The sequence below is a fragment of the Peribacillus sp. P4_B1 genome, from assembly GCF_056402395.1.
On the sequence record NZ_JBFUHM010000073.1, the window covers coordinates 1 to 15,812 of the forward strand.

Sequence of the window (15,812 nt, forward strand, 5' to 3'; positions counted from 1 at the left end):
GGTGAAATATACAATCGGGCTAAAGATGGTGATGTTTATTGGGTGGAAACAACAATCGTTCCTTTTATGAAAAGGGGCAAACCCTATCAATACATTTCCATCCGTTCGGATATTACCAGTCGTAAAAAAGCAGAAAATGCTTTAAAGGGTTCAATCAAGGAACTAAAGGATATGCATTATGCCATCAACCAATCCTCGATAGTGGCGATTACCGATAATAAAGGGGTCATTATTGAAGTAAATGAAAAGTTCTCGGAGGTTTCCGGCTACAAGAAAACTGAATTGATCGGCCATACTCATAATTTGGTTAATTCCGGATTCCACCCAAAGGAATTCTTTGATGAAATGTGGAAGACCATCCATCAACGCAAGGTTTGGAAAGGTGAAATTAGAAACAGGGCGAAAGATGGCAGTTTTTATTGGGTCGATACAACAATTGTTCCATTTTTCAGCGAAGAAGGTAAGCCATTTCAATTTTTGGCACTTAGACATGATATAACTGAGCGTAAACAATCGGAAGAAATGCTCCATCGGCAGGATAAATTGGCTGCCGTTGGTCAGCTTGCTGCTGGTGTTGCACATGAAATACGGAATCCGCTGACCTCCATGAAAGGGTATACAGAATTTTTGCAATTAGATGAAACAGATGAAAATAAACAAGAATATCTAGAAATTATTATGGATGAAATCAATCGTGTGAATGAGATAGTTGAAGAATTCTTACAATTGGCCAAACCACAGTCGTTGATATTGGAAACGAAGAATATTATACCAATCATTCAAAACGTGTTGTCTTTGACGGAGTTTGATGCAAGAAAGAAGAAAGTCGCACTGGTTTGGGATTGTTTTTACGAAAAAATCCTCGTACAATGTGATGAGAATCGTTTAAAACAAGTCATATTGAACTTCATTAAAAATGGTATCGAAGCCATGCCTGACGGCGGGGTCATAAAAGTCATTACTGAGCTTAAAGAGGATAAAGTGCATATCTCCATAACAGACACAGGAATCGGGATGCCGCCAGAGCAGCTTAAGAGATTGGGAGAGCCATTTTTCACAACGAAAAAATCCGGTAATGGGTTAGGTCTCATGATCAGCTTTAAAATAATAGAAAGCCACTTGGGAAATGTCTTTGTCGAAAGCGAGGTTAATAGGGGTACAGCCTTTAATATTGTGCTCCCTGCGAAATAAGCCTTTTCTTAGAAGGCAATGAAAAAGTTGCAGGGATATAATGAAATGCAGAATTTGTGGAGTTATATTGTGGTTTAGTAGATACAGCATGGGGGAAACTGGATTTGGAAAAACAAAAGCATGCTAATATTTTTAGCTTGAAGGTATTTTACCTATTTTCATTTTTTGCAGTGGGAAGTTTAACACCGCTATTAAGCGTTTATTTAGCCAATGAGGTAGGTTTGTCTGGTATTGAAATAGGTATGATCATGTCTGTTGGACCGATAGTGATGATCGTTTTTCAACCCTTTTGGGGAATTGTCTGTGATTGGAGCGGAAAACCAGCAAAAATACTTGCAATTACATCGTTGCTTGCTGGTGTATTAGGGTTAGGTTACTTGCTGTTTGAGCACTATTTACTTATAGTATCCGTCGCAATTGCCCTGGCTATCTTTCAAAGCGCCATTATACCAGTTTCAGACAGCATCACTCTTCAATATACAACAAGAATTAAATCGAATTATGGGAAAATCCGTTTATTCGGTTCACTCGGTTACGGTGTGGCCGTGTTTGTAATGGGAAAGTTATCGGAATCCTTCATTGGTCCTTCCGTTATATTTTATGCCTTTTTCTTCGGTCTATTGATCGCAGCTAGTCTTGCTCTTCGTTTGCCTGAAGAGGCTCCTGGAGAAAAGGGAAAACTTTTCGGTGGAATGAAAGAATTGATCACCATGAAACGTTTCCTTATCTTTCTTGCTATAACGTTCTTGATTTTTGGTCCAAACCTTGCAAATAATGTTTACTATGGTTTGTTTGTAGAGGCAAGAGGCGGGACATATACAGGAATTGGCATTGCGTTCCTTTTAGCTGTATTGTCGGAAATTCCATTTATGAGAATGGCAGGTACCTGGATTCATAAAATGGGCCTTCTGCCAATAACCTTATTGGCTGGAACGGCTTCATTGGTTCGCTGGGTTTTGTATTTTACAGAACCAAGTTTGGCTACCGTATATGTAACTTCGATCATTCAAGGGTTTTCACTTGGCCTATTCATTCCTGCGGCATTACAATATATTCGGGAAGTCGTCCCGGCCCGCATAACAGTTACAGCAATAACGCTCTATTCCGCCATTGGCAATGGATTGGGAAACTGGTTCAGTACCTTCAGCGGCGGGATAATCTTGGATAAATCAGGGATATACGCAGTGTATTTATTTTACGGTTTACTTACACTGATTGGGATGCTGCTCACGGTATGGCTCATGAGGTTAGATAAAAACCTAAAAGTAATGAAGAAAACCACTGGTATATTAGAAAAATAATAGTATTAAATTTTTCCCTTATTGAAAGCGAGAGGCCTTTTCATCTTAAATGGTGAAGAGGTCTTTTTTGCTCGTCCATGAGAGGGAGGCCTCAGTTCGCCAATTGTCAGAATTAATTGTTATTTTCTGAATATGAAGTATAATCTAATTATAAATTAGAAAAGGTGGTCTACTAGGGATTATGGATAAGTTAGCGAAAATAAGTAAGGCAGCTGGAAACTCTTTTGCCATTTGGGTTCTCCTATTTGCTGTGTTAGCAATGATTTTTCCGGATGCATTTAAATGGATTGCTCCATACATATCCATTTTACTTGGAATAATAATGTTTGGGATGGGACTCACTCTCTCGTTTAGTGATTTTAAAGCTGTATTGAAGCAGCCGATATCCGTTTTTATCGGTGTGGCTGCACAATTCATCATCATGCCTGGTGTGGCATATCTCCTAGCAACTAGCTTGGAACTTTCACCTGAAGTGGCTGTCGGAGTGATCCTTGTTGGATGTTGTCCGGGAGGTACAGCGTCAAATGTAATGACATTTTTAGCTAAAGGAAATACGGCATTATCAGTGGCGGTCACTTCTGTATCCACTTTGCTTGCACCGTTTTTAACGCCGGCACTAACCTATTTACTTGCTAGTAAATGGCTGCCGGTTTCAGGAAAAGATATGCTATTTTCTATCTTCCAGATCGTTTTGGTCCCTATTTTATTAGGGCTCCTTGTAAAATTCATTTTTAAAGAGAAAGTAAGTCAGGGAACTAAAGCACTTCCATTGATATCCGTTGTGACAATCGTGGCAGTCGTCGCTGCAGTTGTCAGTTCAAATAAAGACAAGATACTTGAATCAGGGCTGGCTATATTCGGGGTGGTTGTGCTGCATAATTCATTTGGATTATTACTTGGATTTCTTGCAGCTAAAGTGTTAAAACTTCCATACGAAGATCAAAAAGCGATTTCAATTGAAGTGGGCATGCAAAACTCAGGTTTAGGTGCTGCATTAGCCACAGCTCACTTTTCGCCACTGGCGGCCGTCCCGAGCGCAATCTTCAGTGTTTGGCATAATATATCCGGTCCTTTGCTTGCGACCTACTGGTCAAAAAGAGCACACAAAATCAAAGGGAGTTCCATGACGGGGCAGGAATCATTGAAACAGTAATACAAAAAAAGGCAGAATGGGACAAATGAATCCCGTTCTGCCTTTTTTAATGATAGAAGTGGTAGGGTACCGTTTAAAGAAAGATAGGATGTTAACAATCAGGAGATGGGCTACCTGGATTTTTGGTATCAAGAGCAATCAGTTTTTTATTTTTGGAAATAATATGATTTAATGGAAGGTAGAGAATGAATGGAAGGATGAGTGTTTTTGAGCAAATCAAAAGTATTGGCCGCTACCATTGTATCAGCTCTTATCGGACTGTTTTTTTTATTTTGCCTAGGATGGGCAATTATTGACCATTATGGAAAAAGGACTTCTGATATGGAAACAATAGAGGAATCCCCCATTAAAAATGATCTGCCTGATGATTTTACGGTTGTGGCGTTAGGTGATTCATTGACGCGTGGTACAGGTGATGAAACAGGCAAAGGCTACGTCGGACTTGTTGTGGAAGAGTTGGAGAGTGAATATAATAAAAAACCGCTCATCCATAACCTGGGAATTAATGGACAGGTATCTAAAGAATTGGCGCAGCAAGTCAAACAACCGGAAGTGAAGCGCCAAATCCAAGCGGCTGATGTTATTTTAGTTACGATCGGCGGAAACGATTTATTTCAAAAAGGCCAGACCCTGCTTGATTATGATAGTGAAGCCACATCTGATTTGAAAAGGAATTATTTGAAGAATTTACATGGTATTTTTAAAGATATCAATAATGTTAATGATACAGCTACCATATTATTGCTTGGCCTGTATAATCCATTTATAGAGTTGGATGAGGACTTTGATACTAACCGCATCGTACGGGACTGGAATAATGAAACGGCAGAAGTCGTGGCTCTTTATAAGAATGCAATTTTCGTCCCAACATTTGATATATTTCAATTGTCGGTAAATGAGTATTTGTATTCAGATAAATTTCACCCTAATCAGAAGGGTTATCGTTTGATTGCTGATAGGGTTGCTCCTTTAATAAAATGGGAGGATGAGGATCGATGAAACAGGTGACATTGTCTGTCAAGGGCTTGAAAAAAAGGATTGGCAAAAGGGAAATTATTAAAGGAATAGATTTTGAGCTGAATGAAGGTGAGGTTTTTGGCTTTTTAGGACCGAATGGAGCCGGTAAAACGACAACGATCCGCATGTTGGTCGGTTTGATTAAGCCATCCTCCGGTTCCATCCATATATGCGGGTATGATGTTCGTCAGGAATTTACGAAGGCAATGAAGCAAATGGGCTGCATTGTTGAACATCCAGAGTTATATCCATTTTTGAGCGGGTGGAATAATTTGCTCCACTTTGCAAGGATGTTACCTGAAGTTGATGAAAAAAGAATGATCGAGGTTGTAGAACTCGTCGGTCTGCAAGCGAGAATTCATGATAAAGTGAAGACCTATTCCTTAGGTATGAGGCAGCGTCTAGGAATCGCGCAGGCAATGCTTAATAGTCCTAAGCTGTTGATTTTGGATGAACCCACTAACGGTCTAGATCCTGCTGGAATCCGTGAAATGCGACAATTCATTAGAAAGTTAGCTGAAGAAGAAGGCATGAGTGTTCTAGTTTCTTCTCACTTATTAGGTGAAATACAACAGCTTTGTGACCGCGTCGCAATTATTAAAAGTGGGGAAATTATCAAAACGGATACAGTGGAACGCCTATTATCCACGCAAGAACGGATGATTTGGAGGGTAGAACCTTTACAAAAGGGAGTGGAAATCCTTAGTGGTTTCACCGATATTACCTTAGATCAAAAATATATCATTACAGCTTATGATGAATTCGAAACCCCCGAATGGAATGCTGCACTTAACCAAGCAGGGGTGAAGGTACATGAAATGAACCGAAAGCTTCCGGGACTGGAAGAGTTATTTTTACAAGTGACCGGTGTCGGAGGTGGAAATATTGAATAACTTGATCCAAAATGAAATGATGAAGTTGTTGGCAAAGAAACGGTTAATCATAATAGGTATCATCGTCGGAATTTTAGTGTTGATGTTCACGTATGCACAATACAAACAAGTGGAAGAGCAGCGGGAGAAGCTGGGAACTGATGATTGGCGTGCAGCTCTTCAGCAACAGATCATTGATACTCAAAATCGGTTGGGTTCAAATAGGATGTTGGATGAGTGGCGTGAACAGCTGGAAGTAAGTCTCAAACAGCAGCAATATTACCTGGATCATGACATTAACCCGACAGAGCCAGGAGCCGCTACTTTTACTCGCATGTTTTTGGAAAATGCAATTGATTTGTTCATTCCGCTGTTGATCATGATAGTGGCAAGTGATTTGGTTTCTTCCGAAAATAGTCAAGGCACGATCAAGCTTCTGCTGACACGGCCAGTTGAGCGCTGGAAAATTTTATTGAGCAAATATGTAACATTAATTTTGTCAGTTTCGATTATCGTGGCGATGACAGCCTTTTTGGCGTATTTTTTATCGGGGATCGTTTTTGGGTATCAAGGTTGGGGGGCACCCGTAATAACCGGATTCGAATTAAAGGGTGCTGATGTGGATGTCAGTCAAGTAAGGCTAGTGGAACAATGGAAATTCCTTATGATGGATTTGGGGCTTGTCTGGCTGGTTGCAGTAGTGGTAGGTACCCTTTCTTTCATGCTTTCGGTTTTGGTGCGAAGCACCCCTGCAGGCATGGGCATTATGCTGGCTGCATTGATTTCCGGAGCTATATTGAACAATATGGTTTCATCATGGGTGTCAGCGAAATATTTTTTTATGGTGAATTTGAAATTGACCGCCTATATTAGCGGGACGGCTCCTCCGATAGAAGGGATGACCTTATTATCCTCCGTCATTACATTGCTCGTTTGGTGGGTGCTTGCTTTACTTATTTCTTTTACAGTTTTTACACGCAGGGATGTTTACTGAAAGACAGCCTATATAAATTATAGGTTGTTTTTTATTTTCTTTTACAGGGTATCCTTAAAAAAACAGTAAGTTTTATTAGGAGGTCTATAATGGATGATAATCATTTGAATGAAAAATTTCTGCCAATGACTTCAGTTTCCAGTGGAGATGTTCAGATTGTAAAAGAGGATATATACTGTCTGCCCGTACAAATCGTTAATGTAATTTTTATAGGGTCCCCCAAAGATGAAAAATGGGTATTGATAGATGCAGGAATGCCACGTTCAGCAGAGATGATAAAGAGAGCTGCCGAAGAAATATACGGACCACATCATCCACCTGCGGCCATCATTTTGACACATGGACATTTCGATCATGTTGGTGCATTGATTGAGTTAATGGAATATTGGGAAGCTCCTGTTTATGCCCACATTAAAGAAATGCCTTATTTAACGGGACAGGAAAATTATCCTGAGCCAGATTATACTGTCGAAGGGGGGATGGTTGCTAAGATTTCTTGGATGTTTCCGAATGAGGGAATCAACCTGGATGAAAAAGTTCAACCCCTGCCTGATGATCACAGTGTTCCCGAGCTTGGCGATTGGAAATGGGTTCACACCCCGGGCCATTCAAAAGGACATATTTCACTATTTCGGGAAAGTGACCGAAGTCTGATAGCTGGAGATGCTTTTGTGAATGTCAGGCAAGATTCACTATACAAGGTCATCACTCAGGAGAAAGAAATAGCAGGGCCGCCACGGTATTTGACAACCGATTGGGAGTCTGCCAAGGAATCGGTAAGGTTATTGGATAGTCTGAATCCTGCTGTAGCAGTAACGGGGCACGGGTATCCTATTGAAGGGGAAGAATTGGAAAGGGGATTATCAAAGTTGGCAAAGGAATTCGATTCTTTAGCTAAACCGGATCATGGGAAATATGTGGAATGAAATGTGTTAGGGTTTGATGAATAATTTCTCTTGAGCAGTCAACAATAAACAAGCAACTAATGAAAAATGGAGGTAATATCCGTGACTACATTAAGAGATATTATGACAACAGACGTGGATTGTTGCACTGTGGAAGATAATATATATGAAGCAGCAGTCAAAATGAAGGATGATGATGTTGGAGTCATTCCTGTATTGGAGAATAACAAATTAATTGGTGTCATTACAGACAGGGATATCGTTATCCGCTGTGTTGCCGAGAAAAAGCCGAATTCGACTAGAATTACCGATGTTATTTCCACGAATCTTGTAACAGGCACCCCTGATATGTCAGTGGATGAAGCTGAGGAGTTAATGGGGAATGAACAAATCAGAAGGCTCCCTATAATTGAAAATGACCAGCTGGTCGGAGTCGTGGCGTTGGGTGATCTTGCTGTGCATCATCAGACAAATTCAATTGCGGGAAATGCTTTAAGTTCAATTTCCGAGGACAGAGATCAAATCCAACATTAAAAACAAAAACTCTGTTAGCGAAAGGCTAACAGAGTTTTGTTTTTAAAAATATTTATTGAACCATCCTTTTATTTCTTCTACATGTTGCAGACGCATTTTTGGAGATCCGCTTCGGGATACTTCATGAGTCTCATCTGGGAAGGAAACAAGTACCGCTTCTTTTTTTTGCCGTTTTAAAGCGACAAAAAATTGCTCGCTCTGTTCAATGGGACATCGGAAATCCTTTTCACCGTGAAGTAAAAGTAAAGGGGTATTCACATTGGAAACATATTTTAAAGGTGAGTGCTGCCACAATTTTTCAGCAGAGTTAACGATATCGCCGCCTACTTCCCATTCAGTAAAATAATAGCCAATGTCGCTGACGCCATAAAAGCTAATCCAGTTACTAATGCAGCGCTGAGTAACAGCGGCCTTGAAACGGTTGGTATGACCGATGATCCAATTTGTCATGAACCCGCCATAGCTGCCGCCGGATACTCCCAAATTTTCATGCTCTATAAAATCATACGTCGCTAAAACATGGTCAACGCCCGCCATTAAGTCCTGATAATCCATGCCTCCATAATCCCCTCGGCAGGCATTTACGAAGTCCTGACCATAACCCACACTCCCACGTGGGTTAGTGAACAAAATAGTATACCCTTCATTAGCCAAGGTCTGAAATTCGTGAACATAGGTATTGGCATACATCATATGCGGACCGCCATGGATTTCTAAAATGAGTGGATATTTTTGATTTCCATTAAAATTGGTCGGTCTCATGATCCAGCCGTGTATGGTAAGTCCATCAACAGATGGAAAAGTAATGGGTTCGGCCATGGGCAAATGTTTATCCTTTAAAAAATCTTCATTAATAAAACTAATTTGTTCTTTATCCCCATTTGTAAGGTTATAAACAAAGAGATCACCGGGATGAACGGGGGTACTAATGGCCACGACCGCACGATGGCTTTCGGGATCTATAGTCAGGCCGTATATATGCTGCGGATCAAGTATAGATGGATACATGGCTCCTTCAATCGAACCATAATATACGCCAGTATTTCCATAATCGCTTATTAAAAAGTAAAAGCCTTGGCTATCGTTTGTCCATAAAATACCAGGGTCGACTGCTCCGACTTGGAAATCACCGATTGCAGAATCCCCAATTTGGACGTCCCATCCATCGGTTAAGCACTGAATGGATTGATCGAATATGGAGTATAACCAGATATTTGAAAAGGTGGCACCGGCAAATTCTTTATAATGGCCAATGAATGAAAGGTATTCACCATTTGGAGACCATTTCGGATCTTTAAAGAAACCTGTACTATCCGTTAACTTACGTGAAGAATTCGTTTCTAGTTCCATGATGAAAATATCAGAAAAAAGTTCATCATCACTCTTTTCTGCATCCCCGCTTATGAATGCAATGTGCTGACCGTCAGGGGACCACGCATTCGGGTGATGATCAATATTATTTTCCGTCAGCAATATGGCTTCGTCATTTAAAATCTCCACGATGACAAGCTGCTGAAATAACTGATCAAAATAGCCTCTCCCATCCCATTTATACTTAATCCGGTCATATCTATGAACATCTTTGGAAAAATCATTTTCCTTAACCGCATTGAGGCATTCCCCCTCTTTTAACCCTGTAGAAAGCAACAACTTGGTGGAACAAGGAGACCATATAGGTTTTGTTACACCGTTAACGAAATGGGTCAATTGGCGTGCTTCCCCTCCAATGCTCCCAATAATGTGCACTTGTTTTTTTCCAGATCTGTCCGATATAAAGGCGATATGCTTTCCGTCGGGGGACCATGCAGGTGATGTATCACGATTATCCCCAAACGTCCATTGCTTTGTTTCATTCGTAATCAGGCTGAACATAAACAGATTGGAAATGTATTTTTCTGTTTTTTCATCAATTCTGGTTTGGACATACACCGCCATGCTGCCATCCGGCGATAGCTTTGGATCGGTTACTGATTTCAAGTGAAATAAGTCTCTTGCTGTTATACCTATTTTGTTCATCCTTTTCACCCTTTCATTCTCATTGTTATGTATTTCGCTAAAGAGAAATATAAATCCTTTAGTAAATGGTAAACGCGTAGTGTTTATTTATCAAGAAAGAATGAAATGAAAAAATCCGGCCTTTTATCAGGACGGATTATCATGCTATATAGGCAAAGAACATAGAATTACTTATGCGTATGCCCTGTATGTGGGCGATGCGGCGATATTTGAAAATTATGTTCTTCCATCATTTTATAATGTTTTTCAAAATGTGAAAACATTTTATCGGCGTCTTCTTTTGATAGCGCACCATATTCAACATATTTTTCGATCAACTTCTTTTTGTCCGCAAGTATTTGCTTGTGTATCTTTGCGATTTCCGATTTTTGAACCTCAGTGAATTGTACACTTTCCGGTTTTGCTTTAGTTTCATGTGCAGACGGGTAATCCATGTTAACTAAGAATAGGGAACAGGCTGTTAAACAGATGATTAAAAACTTTTTCATGGATGAACGACTCCTTCTTTTGTTTTTGCCTTTTCTTATAAAAGATCTGCAGAACCTTAAAAACTTGAAAGGCCTTCCTTATGGTGAATGTTTTCAATATGGAAGATTCCTCATTCATTATTATCTTTTACAGATTTTACAGTTTTATGTAATTTTTTTGGTTTACCCACAAAAGGGTTTGTTGCAGAAAGATAAGGGTAATTTAAATGTAAGTTAAACATTCTGAGGAAACTTCTCATTAAGAAAGATCCATTATGAGAAGGGAAGGAAGGGGGATTATAATGCTTTGGACAATTATTGGCGTAATAATATTATTATGGGTTCTTGGTTTAGTCTTTAAAGTGGCTGCAGGCTTTATACATATCCTGCTTATCATCGCGGTCATTCTCATTTTGGTTAAAGTTTTTAAAGGTAGGAAGCGAACGTAGATTAGATGTGAAACGAAGTCTTACACAGAAGATTTTTATAAATACGATTGCAAAGGGCGGCCTGGTGAACAGGTCGCCCTTTTAAATTCCCGTAGGTGTTAATCATAAGGAAGTGGCTGGCCCAACAGTCTCTTATGAATCCAAATCGCGGCTTGGGTCCCATCCCCCATCGAAATAGTGACTTGTTCGGAATGGGCAACAAGGTCACCGCCGGCCCAAACTCCTTTAATATTCGTTTCTTTAGTGCGGGGATGAATCACGACATGATTGTTTTCGTTTACATGTACACCTAGTTGTAAGGCGAGGCCATTATTAAGTTTGTTCCCTTTAAACGCCGTGAATGCCTTTTCGGCTTCAATTATTTTACCAGATACTAATTGTATTGCGGTTAACTGCTGTTTGGCATCTACTAGAACCTCTTCGACTTCTTCTTCGAATACGGGAATTTGATTTTCCTTTAACTTTTCCCTATACTTTTCATCAATTTTTGATTTCAAGTGATTGACGTAAATGATATCCTTTGACCAATATAATAAAGTAAGGGCCATTCCTGCACCTGCATTTCCGCCTCCAAGGACCACGGTTTGTTTATCCATGATCTCATACCCATCACAGTCAGGGCATATATATGTGGATGTCCCAAGGGTTGTATAGATGTTTTTGATTGGAGGGATGTTATCGGTAATACCGGTACCTAGAAAAATCATTTTTGCTTGATATTCCATGCCCTTCTTTGTGTGGATAAAAAACTTGTCCCGCTTTTTTTCAAGAGATGTCACTGTATCTTCCAAAAATTCAACATTGAATTTTTCTGCGTGCTGTCTGCCCAGAGTCCTTAATTGGTGCCCGCTTACCCCATCTGGCCATCCAAGAATGTTATGGTAAGCCTTGGCTATGGAAGAACGGCCTTGAGCAGAATCAATGACAATAATATCATGTTTATATCTTCCGAGCTGAATGGCTGCCTGAATACCAGCTATACCACCACCAACAATAATGCAATCTGCTTGCTTCATGAATACACCGCCCATACAATTTTGGAATAAACCTAGTGTTATTCTAACTGTAAAAAATATACCACTTGTCGCAGGCACCTAAACAAATGCTAGATATAAAAAAAGGGAAAGTCCGCCAGCTGGCGAACTTTCCCCGATTTCTTCTAATGCCTATTCTATTGGTTCTGTATTGGTTCGAGCCATTCTTGTGCCCAGTTTTGAATTTCTTTCATTACCGGTGCAAGGGCCTTGCCTTTTTCAGTTAAAGAATATTCAATCCGGACTGGTGTCTCTGGATATACGTCCCTTTTTACAATACCTTCAATTTCCAAGTCCTTTAAACGTTCAGAAAGAATCCTGCCGCTGATCGGGAAGGCAGATTCAATATTACAAAACCGTTGAGGGCCATTAAGCAATTGATTGACAATCAATCCAGTCCAGCGTTTACTCAAGATTTGCATTCCTTTTTCAAATCGTGGACAAAGTGTCGTATTATTCATCATATCACCCCATTATTATTATATTATAATGCATTTACCTCTTATGTAACAACTTTACCGAATATTATTTAGTTACTAGAGATGTTATAGTATAAGAAATTTATGAACTTACTTTAAGTATCATGAATAAAATTTTCGCCTCAGAATTGCCACATTTTAAAAGAAATGCTCTTTTAAAACTGTGTTCCTTTAGAGATACTATGAAAAATATGTTACTTTATTATTGAAGTCAAAGAGTTGCAAATGGAAGGATCCGTGGGAAAAATGAGTGATTTACTTCAAGAGGCCGTATCCTTTATCAGGACAAGTTACCCGGAATTATTGAAAACGAAAGAGGACATAAATGGCAGGATCGAACAAATCAAAAAGGAAATAAATGAAACAGGCAGATATGAACATACATATGAAGAATTGGTTTATGGTGCTAAATTAGCTTGGCGTAATAGTAATCGATGCATCGGGCGCTTTTTTTGGGAGTCGCTGAGGGTGATTGATAAAAGGATGATTCAAAGCGAGGAAGAAATAGTATCGGCTCTCTTTGAGCATATCGAATACGCTACGAATAATGGAAACATCAGGCCTTTGATTACAATTTTCAAACAGAAAGATCATGATGTAAAAGTGGATATTTGGAATCATCAGCTTATTCGTTATGCAGGATATGAGACAGAGCATGGTGTAATTGGCGATTCAAGTTCAATAGAATTCACAAAGCAATGCATGGCATTAGGATGGGAAGGGAAATTTGGACCTTTCGATCTTTTGCCCCTTGTAGTCCAGTTGGACGGAAAAACCCCTGAATTTCATGAAATTCCTGAAAGTCTAGTTAAGGAAGTTCCAATCACCCACCCTGAGTTTACATGGTTTCAAGATCTTCAAATCAAATGGTATGCAGTTCCAATCATATCTGGTATGAGGCTAGAAATTGGCGGTATTACTTATTCAGCTGCACCATTTAATGGGTGGTACATGGGAACGGAGATTGGCGGCAGAAACCTTGCTGATGAAGATCGCTACAATATGCTTCCAGCAATAGGGGAGAGGATGGGCTTGGATATTAAACGTGATTCAAATTTATGGAAAGATCGAGCCTTGATCGAACTGAATGATGCAGTCCTTCATTCGTTTAAAAAACATGGGGTCAGCATTGTTGATCACCATACGGCAGCAAAACAATTCAAGAAATTCGAAGAAAAGGAAACTTCATGTGACCGAAAAGTAACGGGTGACTGGACCTGGTTAATTCCACCGGTGTCTCCAGCTACGACACACGTATTTCATCAGCCGTATAACAATGAAATAATGAAACCTAATTTCTTTTATCAAAAGCCTCCATATAAATAAAGGTTTACATCAACGGGCATTGGGTATATATATATTAATCCAATAATAAGGGGGAAGGTAATGATGGCATTAGGAAGAAACGTAGTATTACTAGGAGTCGGAGTTGCCGGAGTCTCATTTTTTTCAAATAAAACGAACAGAGGAAAAGTGAAGGACATGTGGTCCAGTGCAAAAGATAAAACATTAAGTTTTTGGAATAGGAAGGCTTCAGAGCTGGATCCTGTAATTGAAAAGGCAGGTCACCCCGATCCATATGATCATGAAGATAATAAAATGGTAGATGAAGGCGCCATGTATGGTGTTCACTATTATAATAATGCTAAGCATGGATAACGTAATAAAAAATCGCTTGGAGATTCCAAGCGATTTTTTATGGCTTTATTTGATCTTTTTTTAAATCGTTAAATTCAGATGATTGCGAATTTTAAACAGGGTGTTCAAGGTGGTAAATTCGTTATTGTGCTTTAAAAGAATAAGGATTAAGATTAAAGAATCGAAAGGAAGTGGATACGAGTGAGCAGCAGTTCTTATGATCCTGAACCCAGTAAGCAAGAGGAAGCCAATATGATGCTAGAAGTCGAGACTGTTATTCTCCCTGAGTATCTGCTCGAAGAAGGTAAATAAGGCTTTCTCTATAGAAGAGGAGGTCATCAAATGATTGAAATCTACAAGACGAATGAAAACCGGCACCTAAACAATATCGAGGAAATGACAAAAGGTTCCTGGGTGAATATTGTCGCGCCGACAGAGGCCGAAATAGATTATATATGCACGACTTTGAAGTTACCGATTAATTTCATGAAAGATCCGCTGGACGATGAGGAAAGGCCCCGCATAGAAAAAGAAGATGATAATGTTTTAATTATTGTCGACTTCCCATATTTGACTCGGGACGAAGCCGATTTACCCATCTTTGAAACGATTCCCATAGGGATGATCTTTACCAAAGACTGTTTTATTACAGTATCTTTGAAAGAAACCCCAATTTTAGCGAATTTCAAAAACAATAAGATTAAAGGATTTTTCACCAATAAGAAAACAAGGTTTGCTTTACAAATATTATTTGAAATTTCATCCTATTATTTACGGTACCTTAAACAGATTAACAAGATGACTAATGAAGCGGAACGTGAATTGCATCAGTCAATGAAAAATAAAGAACTATATACTTTTTTGGCTTTGGAAAAAAGCCTGGTTTATTTTACTACATCATTGAAATCCAATCGGGTAGTACTTGATAAGATCCTCCGTTTTAATTATTTGAAAATGTATGAAGAAGATAAAGAATTGCTTGAGGACGTAATCATCGAAAATGCACAGGCAATCGAAATGGCAGAAGTGTATCTCTCGATTCTTAGCGGGATGATGGATGCATTCGCTTCGATTATTTCGAATAATGTCAATAATGCCATGAAGTTTCTAACCTCAGTGACAATTATTTTAACGCTTCCGACGATGGTGGCAAGTTTTTACGGAATGAATGTGGAACTGCCATTTGAACATAATCAGTTTGCTTTCATCTTTACATTATTAATTGCCATCACTTTAGCGGGGACGACGGCATTCATTTTTTGGAAGAAGAAATATTTTTAAGAGAAACCGGCTTATTAAGCCGGTTTCAGTTTGTAGACAAAAGGGGTTCGGAATTAAAAAATTCCGAACCCCTTTTTGAGATTCCCTTTGAATTTTTGCCTGAAGGTAAGAGATTGGGGCTCTACGAGCCCACTATGTTAGGCCATTTTTGGACCTCGCCATGTCCAATTGGCCATCTTCTTTAAATTAATGGCAGCGAAAGTAAGCATCGCCTGCATCGACAATTTTTAAGTCCCCTTAAAGTTGTCCAACGCATACCATGCTTTTCTTTTGCATCTGCGAATACACGCTCAATCGTTTCTTTACGTTTCGCATATATAGTTTTTACATCTTGATGATGACGCAGATGATCTGCTTCTTCCACATGGGTTTGCCAAATATGCCGTGTCACCACTTTTTGATGGTCTTTGCTTTCTGTACACTGAGATAAAAATGAGTATGTCGCACAAGTTTGTTTGGGTGATTTATACTCGCGATAGCC

General features: G+C 39.4%; 16 protein-coding genes and 1 pseudogene. 12 read left to right on the forward strand and 5 right to left on the reverse strand.

What is annotated here, in order from left to right:
- From AC1DVK_RS24460 to AC1DVK_RS24495, 8 genes are all read left to right on the forward strand, one after another.
- On the forward strand, nt 1-1,191 hold a 1,191-nt coding region (locus AC1DVK_RS24460; protein ID WP_477627592.1), incomplete at its 5' end, for an ATP-binding protein.
- Nucleotides 1,192-1,295: 104 nt separating this feature from the next.
- Complete coding sequence (locus tag AC1DVK_RS24465) at nt 1,296-2,492, forward strand: MFS transporter (protein WP_410860874.1); 1,197 nt, start codon at nt 1,296-1,298, stop codon at nt 2,490-2,492.
- 181 nt (nt 2,493-2,673) lie between these two features.
- Nucleotides 2,674-3,645, forward strand: a complete 972-nt coding sequence (locus AC1DVK_RS24470) for a bile acid:sodium symporter family protein (protein ID WP_410860873.1) — start codon at nt 2,674-2,676, stop codon at nt 3,643-3,645.
- Nucleotides 3,646-3,852: 207 nt separating this feature from the next.
- A complete protein-coding gene (locus AC1DVK_RS24475) occupies nt 3,853-4,644 on the forward strand; it encodes a GDSL-type esterase/lipase family protein (protein WP_477627593.1) in 792 nt (263 codons plus the stop codon).
- Nucleotides 4,641-5,555 (forward strand): ABC transporter ATP-binding protein, encoded by a 915-nt coding sequence (locus tag AC1DVK_RS24480; protein ID WP_477627594.1) that lies wholly within the window; start codon nt 4,641-4,643, stop codon nt 5,553-5,555. The genes AC1DVK_RS24475 and AC1DVK_RS24480 overlap by 4 nt, the downstream gene beginning before the upstream one ends.
- A complete protein-coding gene (locus AC1DVK_RS24485; RefSeq protein WP_410860870.1) occupies nt 5,548-6,528 on the forward strand; it encodes an ABC transporter permease in 981 nt (326 codons plus the stop codon). Before AC1DVK_RS24480 ends, AC1DVK_RS24485 begins: the two co-directional genes overlap by 8 nt.
- An 89-nt stretch (nt 6,529-6,617) precedes the next feature.
- Nucleotides 6,618-7,454, forward strand: a complete 837-nt coding sequence (locus tag AC1DVK_RS24490) for an MBL fold metallo-hydrolase (RefSeq protein WP_089364330.1) — start codon at nt 6,618-6,620, stop codon at nt 7,452-7,454.
- A gap of 81 nt (nt 7,455-7,535) precedes the next feature.
- A complete protein-coding gene (locus tag AC1DVK_RS24495) occupies nt 7,536-7,967 on the forward strand; it encodes a CBS domain-containing protein (protein ID WP_089364329.1) in 432 nt (143 codons plus the stop codon).
- 42 nt (nt 7,968-8,009) lie between these two features.
- On the opposite strand, the gene AC1DVK_RS24500 is transcribed toward AC1DVK_RS24495, so the two are convergent.
- Nucleotides 8,010-9,983 (reverse strand): S9 family peptidase, encoded by a 1,974-nt coding sequence (locus tag AC1DVK_RS24500; protein WP_477627595.1) that lies wholly within the window; start codon nt 9,981-9,983, stop codon nt 8,010-8,012.
- 167 nt (nt 9,984-10,150) lie between these two features.
- On the reverse strand, nt 10,151-10,471 hold the full coding sequence (locus tag AC1DVK_RS24505) for a YckD family protein (RefSeq protein ID WP_089364327.1): 321 nt from the start codon (nt 10,469-10,471) through the stop codon (nt 10,151-10,153).
- Between the two features lie 281 nt (nt 10,472-10,752).
- Between AC1DVK_RS24505 and AC1DVK_RS24510 the strand changes: the two genes are divergently transcribed.
- Nucleotides 10,753-10,899 carry a lmo0937 family membrane protein gene (locus tag AC1DVK_RS24510; RefSeq protein ID WP_125161371.1) on the forward strand — a complete coding sequence of 49 codons (147 nt, stop codon included), beginning with the start codon at nt 10,753-10,755 and terminating at the stop codon, nt 10,897-10,899.
- A gap of 98 nt (nt 10,900-10,997) precedes the next feature.
- On the opposite strand, the gene AC1DVK_RS24515 is transcribed toward AC1DVK_RS24510, so the two are convergent.
- Together AC1DVK_RS24515 and AC1DVK_RS24520 are read right to left on the reverse strand one after the other, a co-directional pair.
- Nucleotides 10,998-11,915 (reverse strand): NAD(P)/FAD-dependent oxidoreductase, encoded by a 918-nt coding sequence (locus tag AC1DVK_RS24515; protein ID WP_410860866.1) that lies wholly within the window; start codon nt 11,913-11,915, stop codon nt 10,998-11,000.
- A gap of 155 nt (nt 11,916-12,070) precedes the next feature.
- The gene (locus AC1DVK_RS24520; protein WP_061463475.1) at nt 12,071-12,394 is read right to left on the reverse strand and encodes a winged helix-turn-helix transcriptional regulator; all 324 of its coding nucleotides are present in this window, start codon (nt 12,392-12,394) and stop codon (nt 12,071-12,073) included.
- Between the two features lie 243 nt (nt 12,395-12,637).
- On the opposite strand from AC1DVK_RS24520, the gene AC1DVK_RS24525 reads away from it, so the two are divergent.
- From AC1DVK_RS24525 to AC1DVK_RS24535, 3 genes are all read left to right on the forward strand, one after another.
- Nucleotides 12,638-13,738, forward strand: coding sequence for a nitric oxide synthase oxygenase (locus AC1DVK_RS24525; RefSeq protein WP_477627596.1), 1,101 nt, complete (start codon nt 12,638-12,640; stop codon nt 13,736-13,738).
- 63 nt (nt 13,739-13,801) lie between these two features.
- The gene (locus tag AC1DVK_RS24530) at nt 13,802-14,071 is read left to right on the forward strand and encodes a hypothetical protein (RefSeq protein WP_477627597.1); all 270 of its coding nucleotides are present in this window, start codon (nt 13,802-13,804) and stop codon (nt 14,069-14,071) included.
- Nucleotides 14,072-14,392: 321 nt separating this feature from the next.
- Complete coding sequence (locus AC1DVK_RS24535) at nt 14,393-15,331, forward strand: magnesium transporter CorA family protein (RefSeq protein ID WP_089364323.1); 939 nt, start codon at nt 14,393-14,395, stop codon at nt 15,329-15,331.
- A 137-nt stretch (nt 15,332-15,468) separates the two neighbouring features.
- Here the strand turns inward: AC1DVK_RS24535 and AC1DVK_RS24540 are convergent.
- Nucleotides 15,469-15,812: pseudogene (locus AC1DVK_RS24540) on the reverse strand (transposase); the annotation flags it as partial.

What these genes read in the sequence shown, in the direction of transcription:
- AC1DVK_RS24510 (WP_125161371.1), top strand. Translation starts at nt 10,753, where the DNA reads ATGCTTTGGACAATTATTGGCGTAATAATATTATTATGGGTTCTTGGT.
- AC1DVK_RS24520 (WP_061463475.1), bottom strand. Translation starts at nt 12,394, where the DNA reads ATGAATAATACGACACTTTGTCCACGATTTGAAAAAGGAATGCAAATC.
- AC1DVK_RS24525 (WP_477627596.1), top strand. Translation starts at nt 12,638, where the DNA reads ATGGAAGGATCCGTGGGAAAAATGAGTGATTTACTTCAAGAGGCCGTA.
- AC1DVK_RS24480 (WP_477627594.1), top strand. Translation starts at nt 4,641, where the DNA reads ATGAAACAGGTGACATTGTCTGTCAAGGGCTTGAAAAAAAGGATTGGC.
- AC1DVK_RS24530 (WP_477627597.1), top strand. Translation starts at nt 13,802, where the DNA reads ATGGCATTAGGAAGAAACGTAGTATTACTAGGAGTCGGAGTTGCCGGA.
- AC1DVK_RS24535 (WP_089364323.1), top strand. Translation starts at nt 14,393, where the DNA reads ATGATTGAAATCTACAAGACGAATGAAAACCGGCACCTAAACAATATC.
- AC1DVK_RS24505 (WP_089364327.1), bottom strand. Translation starts at nt 10,471, where the DNA reads ATGAAAAAGTTTTTAATCATCTGTTTAACAGCCTGTTCCCTATTCTTA.
- AC1DVK_RS24515 (WP_410860866.1), bottom strand. Translation starts at nt 11,915, where the DNA reads ATGAAGCAAGCAGATTGCATTATTGTTGGTGGTGGTATAGCTGGTATT.
- AC1DVK_RS24500 (WP_477627595.1), bottom strand. Translation starts at nt 9,983, where the DNA reads ATGAACAAAATAGGTATAACAGCAAGAGACTTATTTCACTTGAAATCA.
- AC1DVK_RS24490 (WP_089364330.1), top strand. Translation starts at nt 6,618, where the DNA reads ATGGATGATAATCATTTGAATGAAAAATTTCTGCCAATGACTTCAGTT.
- AC1DVK_RS24470 (WP_410860873.1), top strand. Translation starts at nt 2,674, where the DNA reads ATGGATAAGTTAGCGAAAATAAGTAAGGCAGCTGGAAACTCTTTTGCC.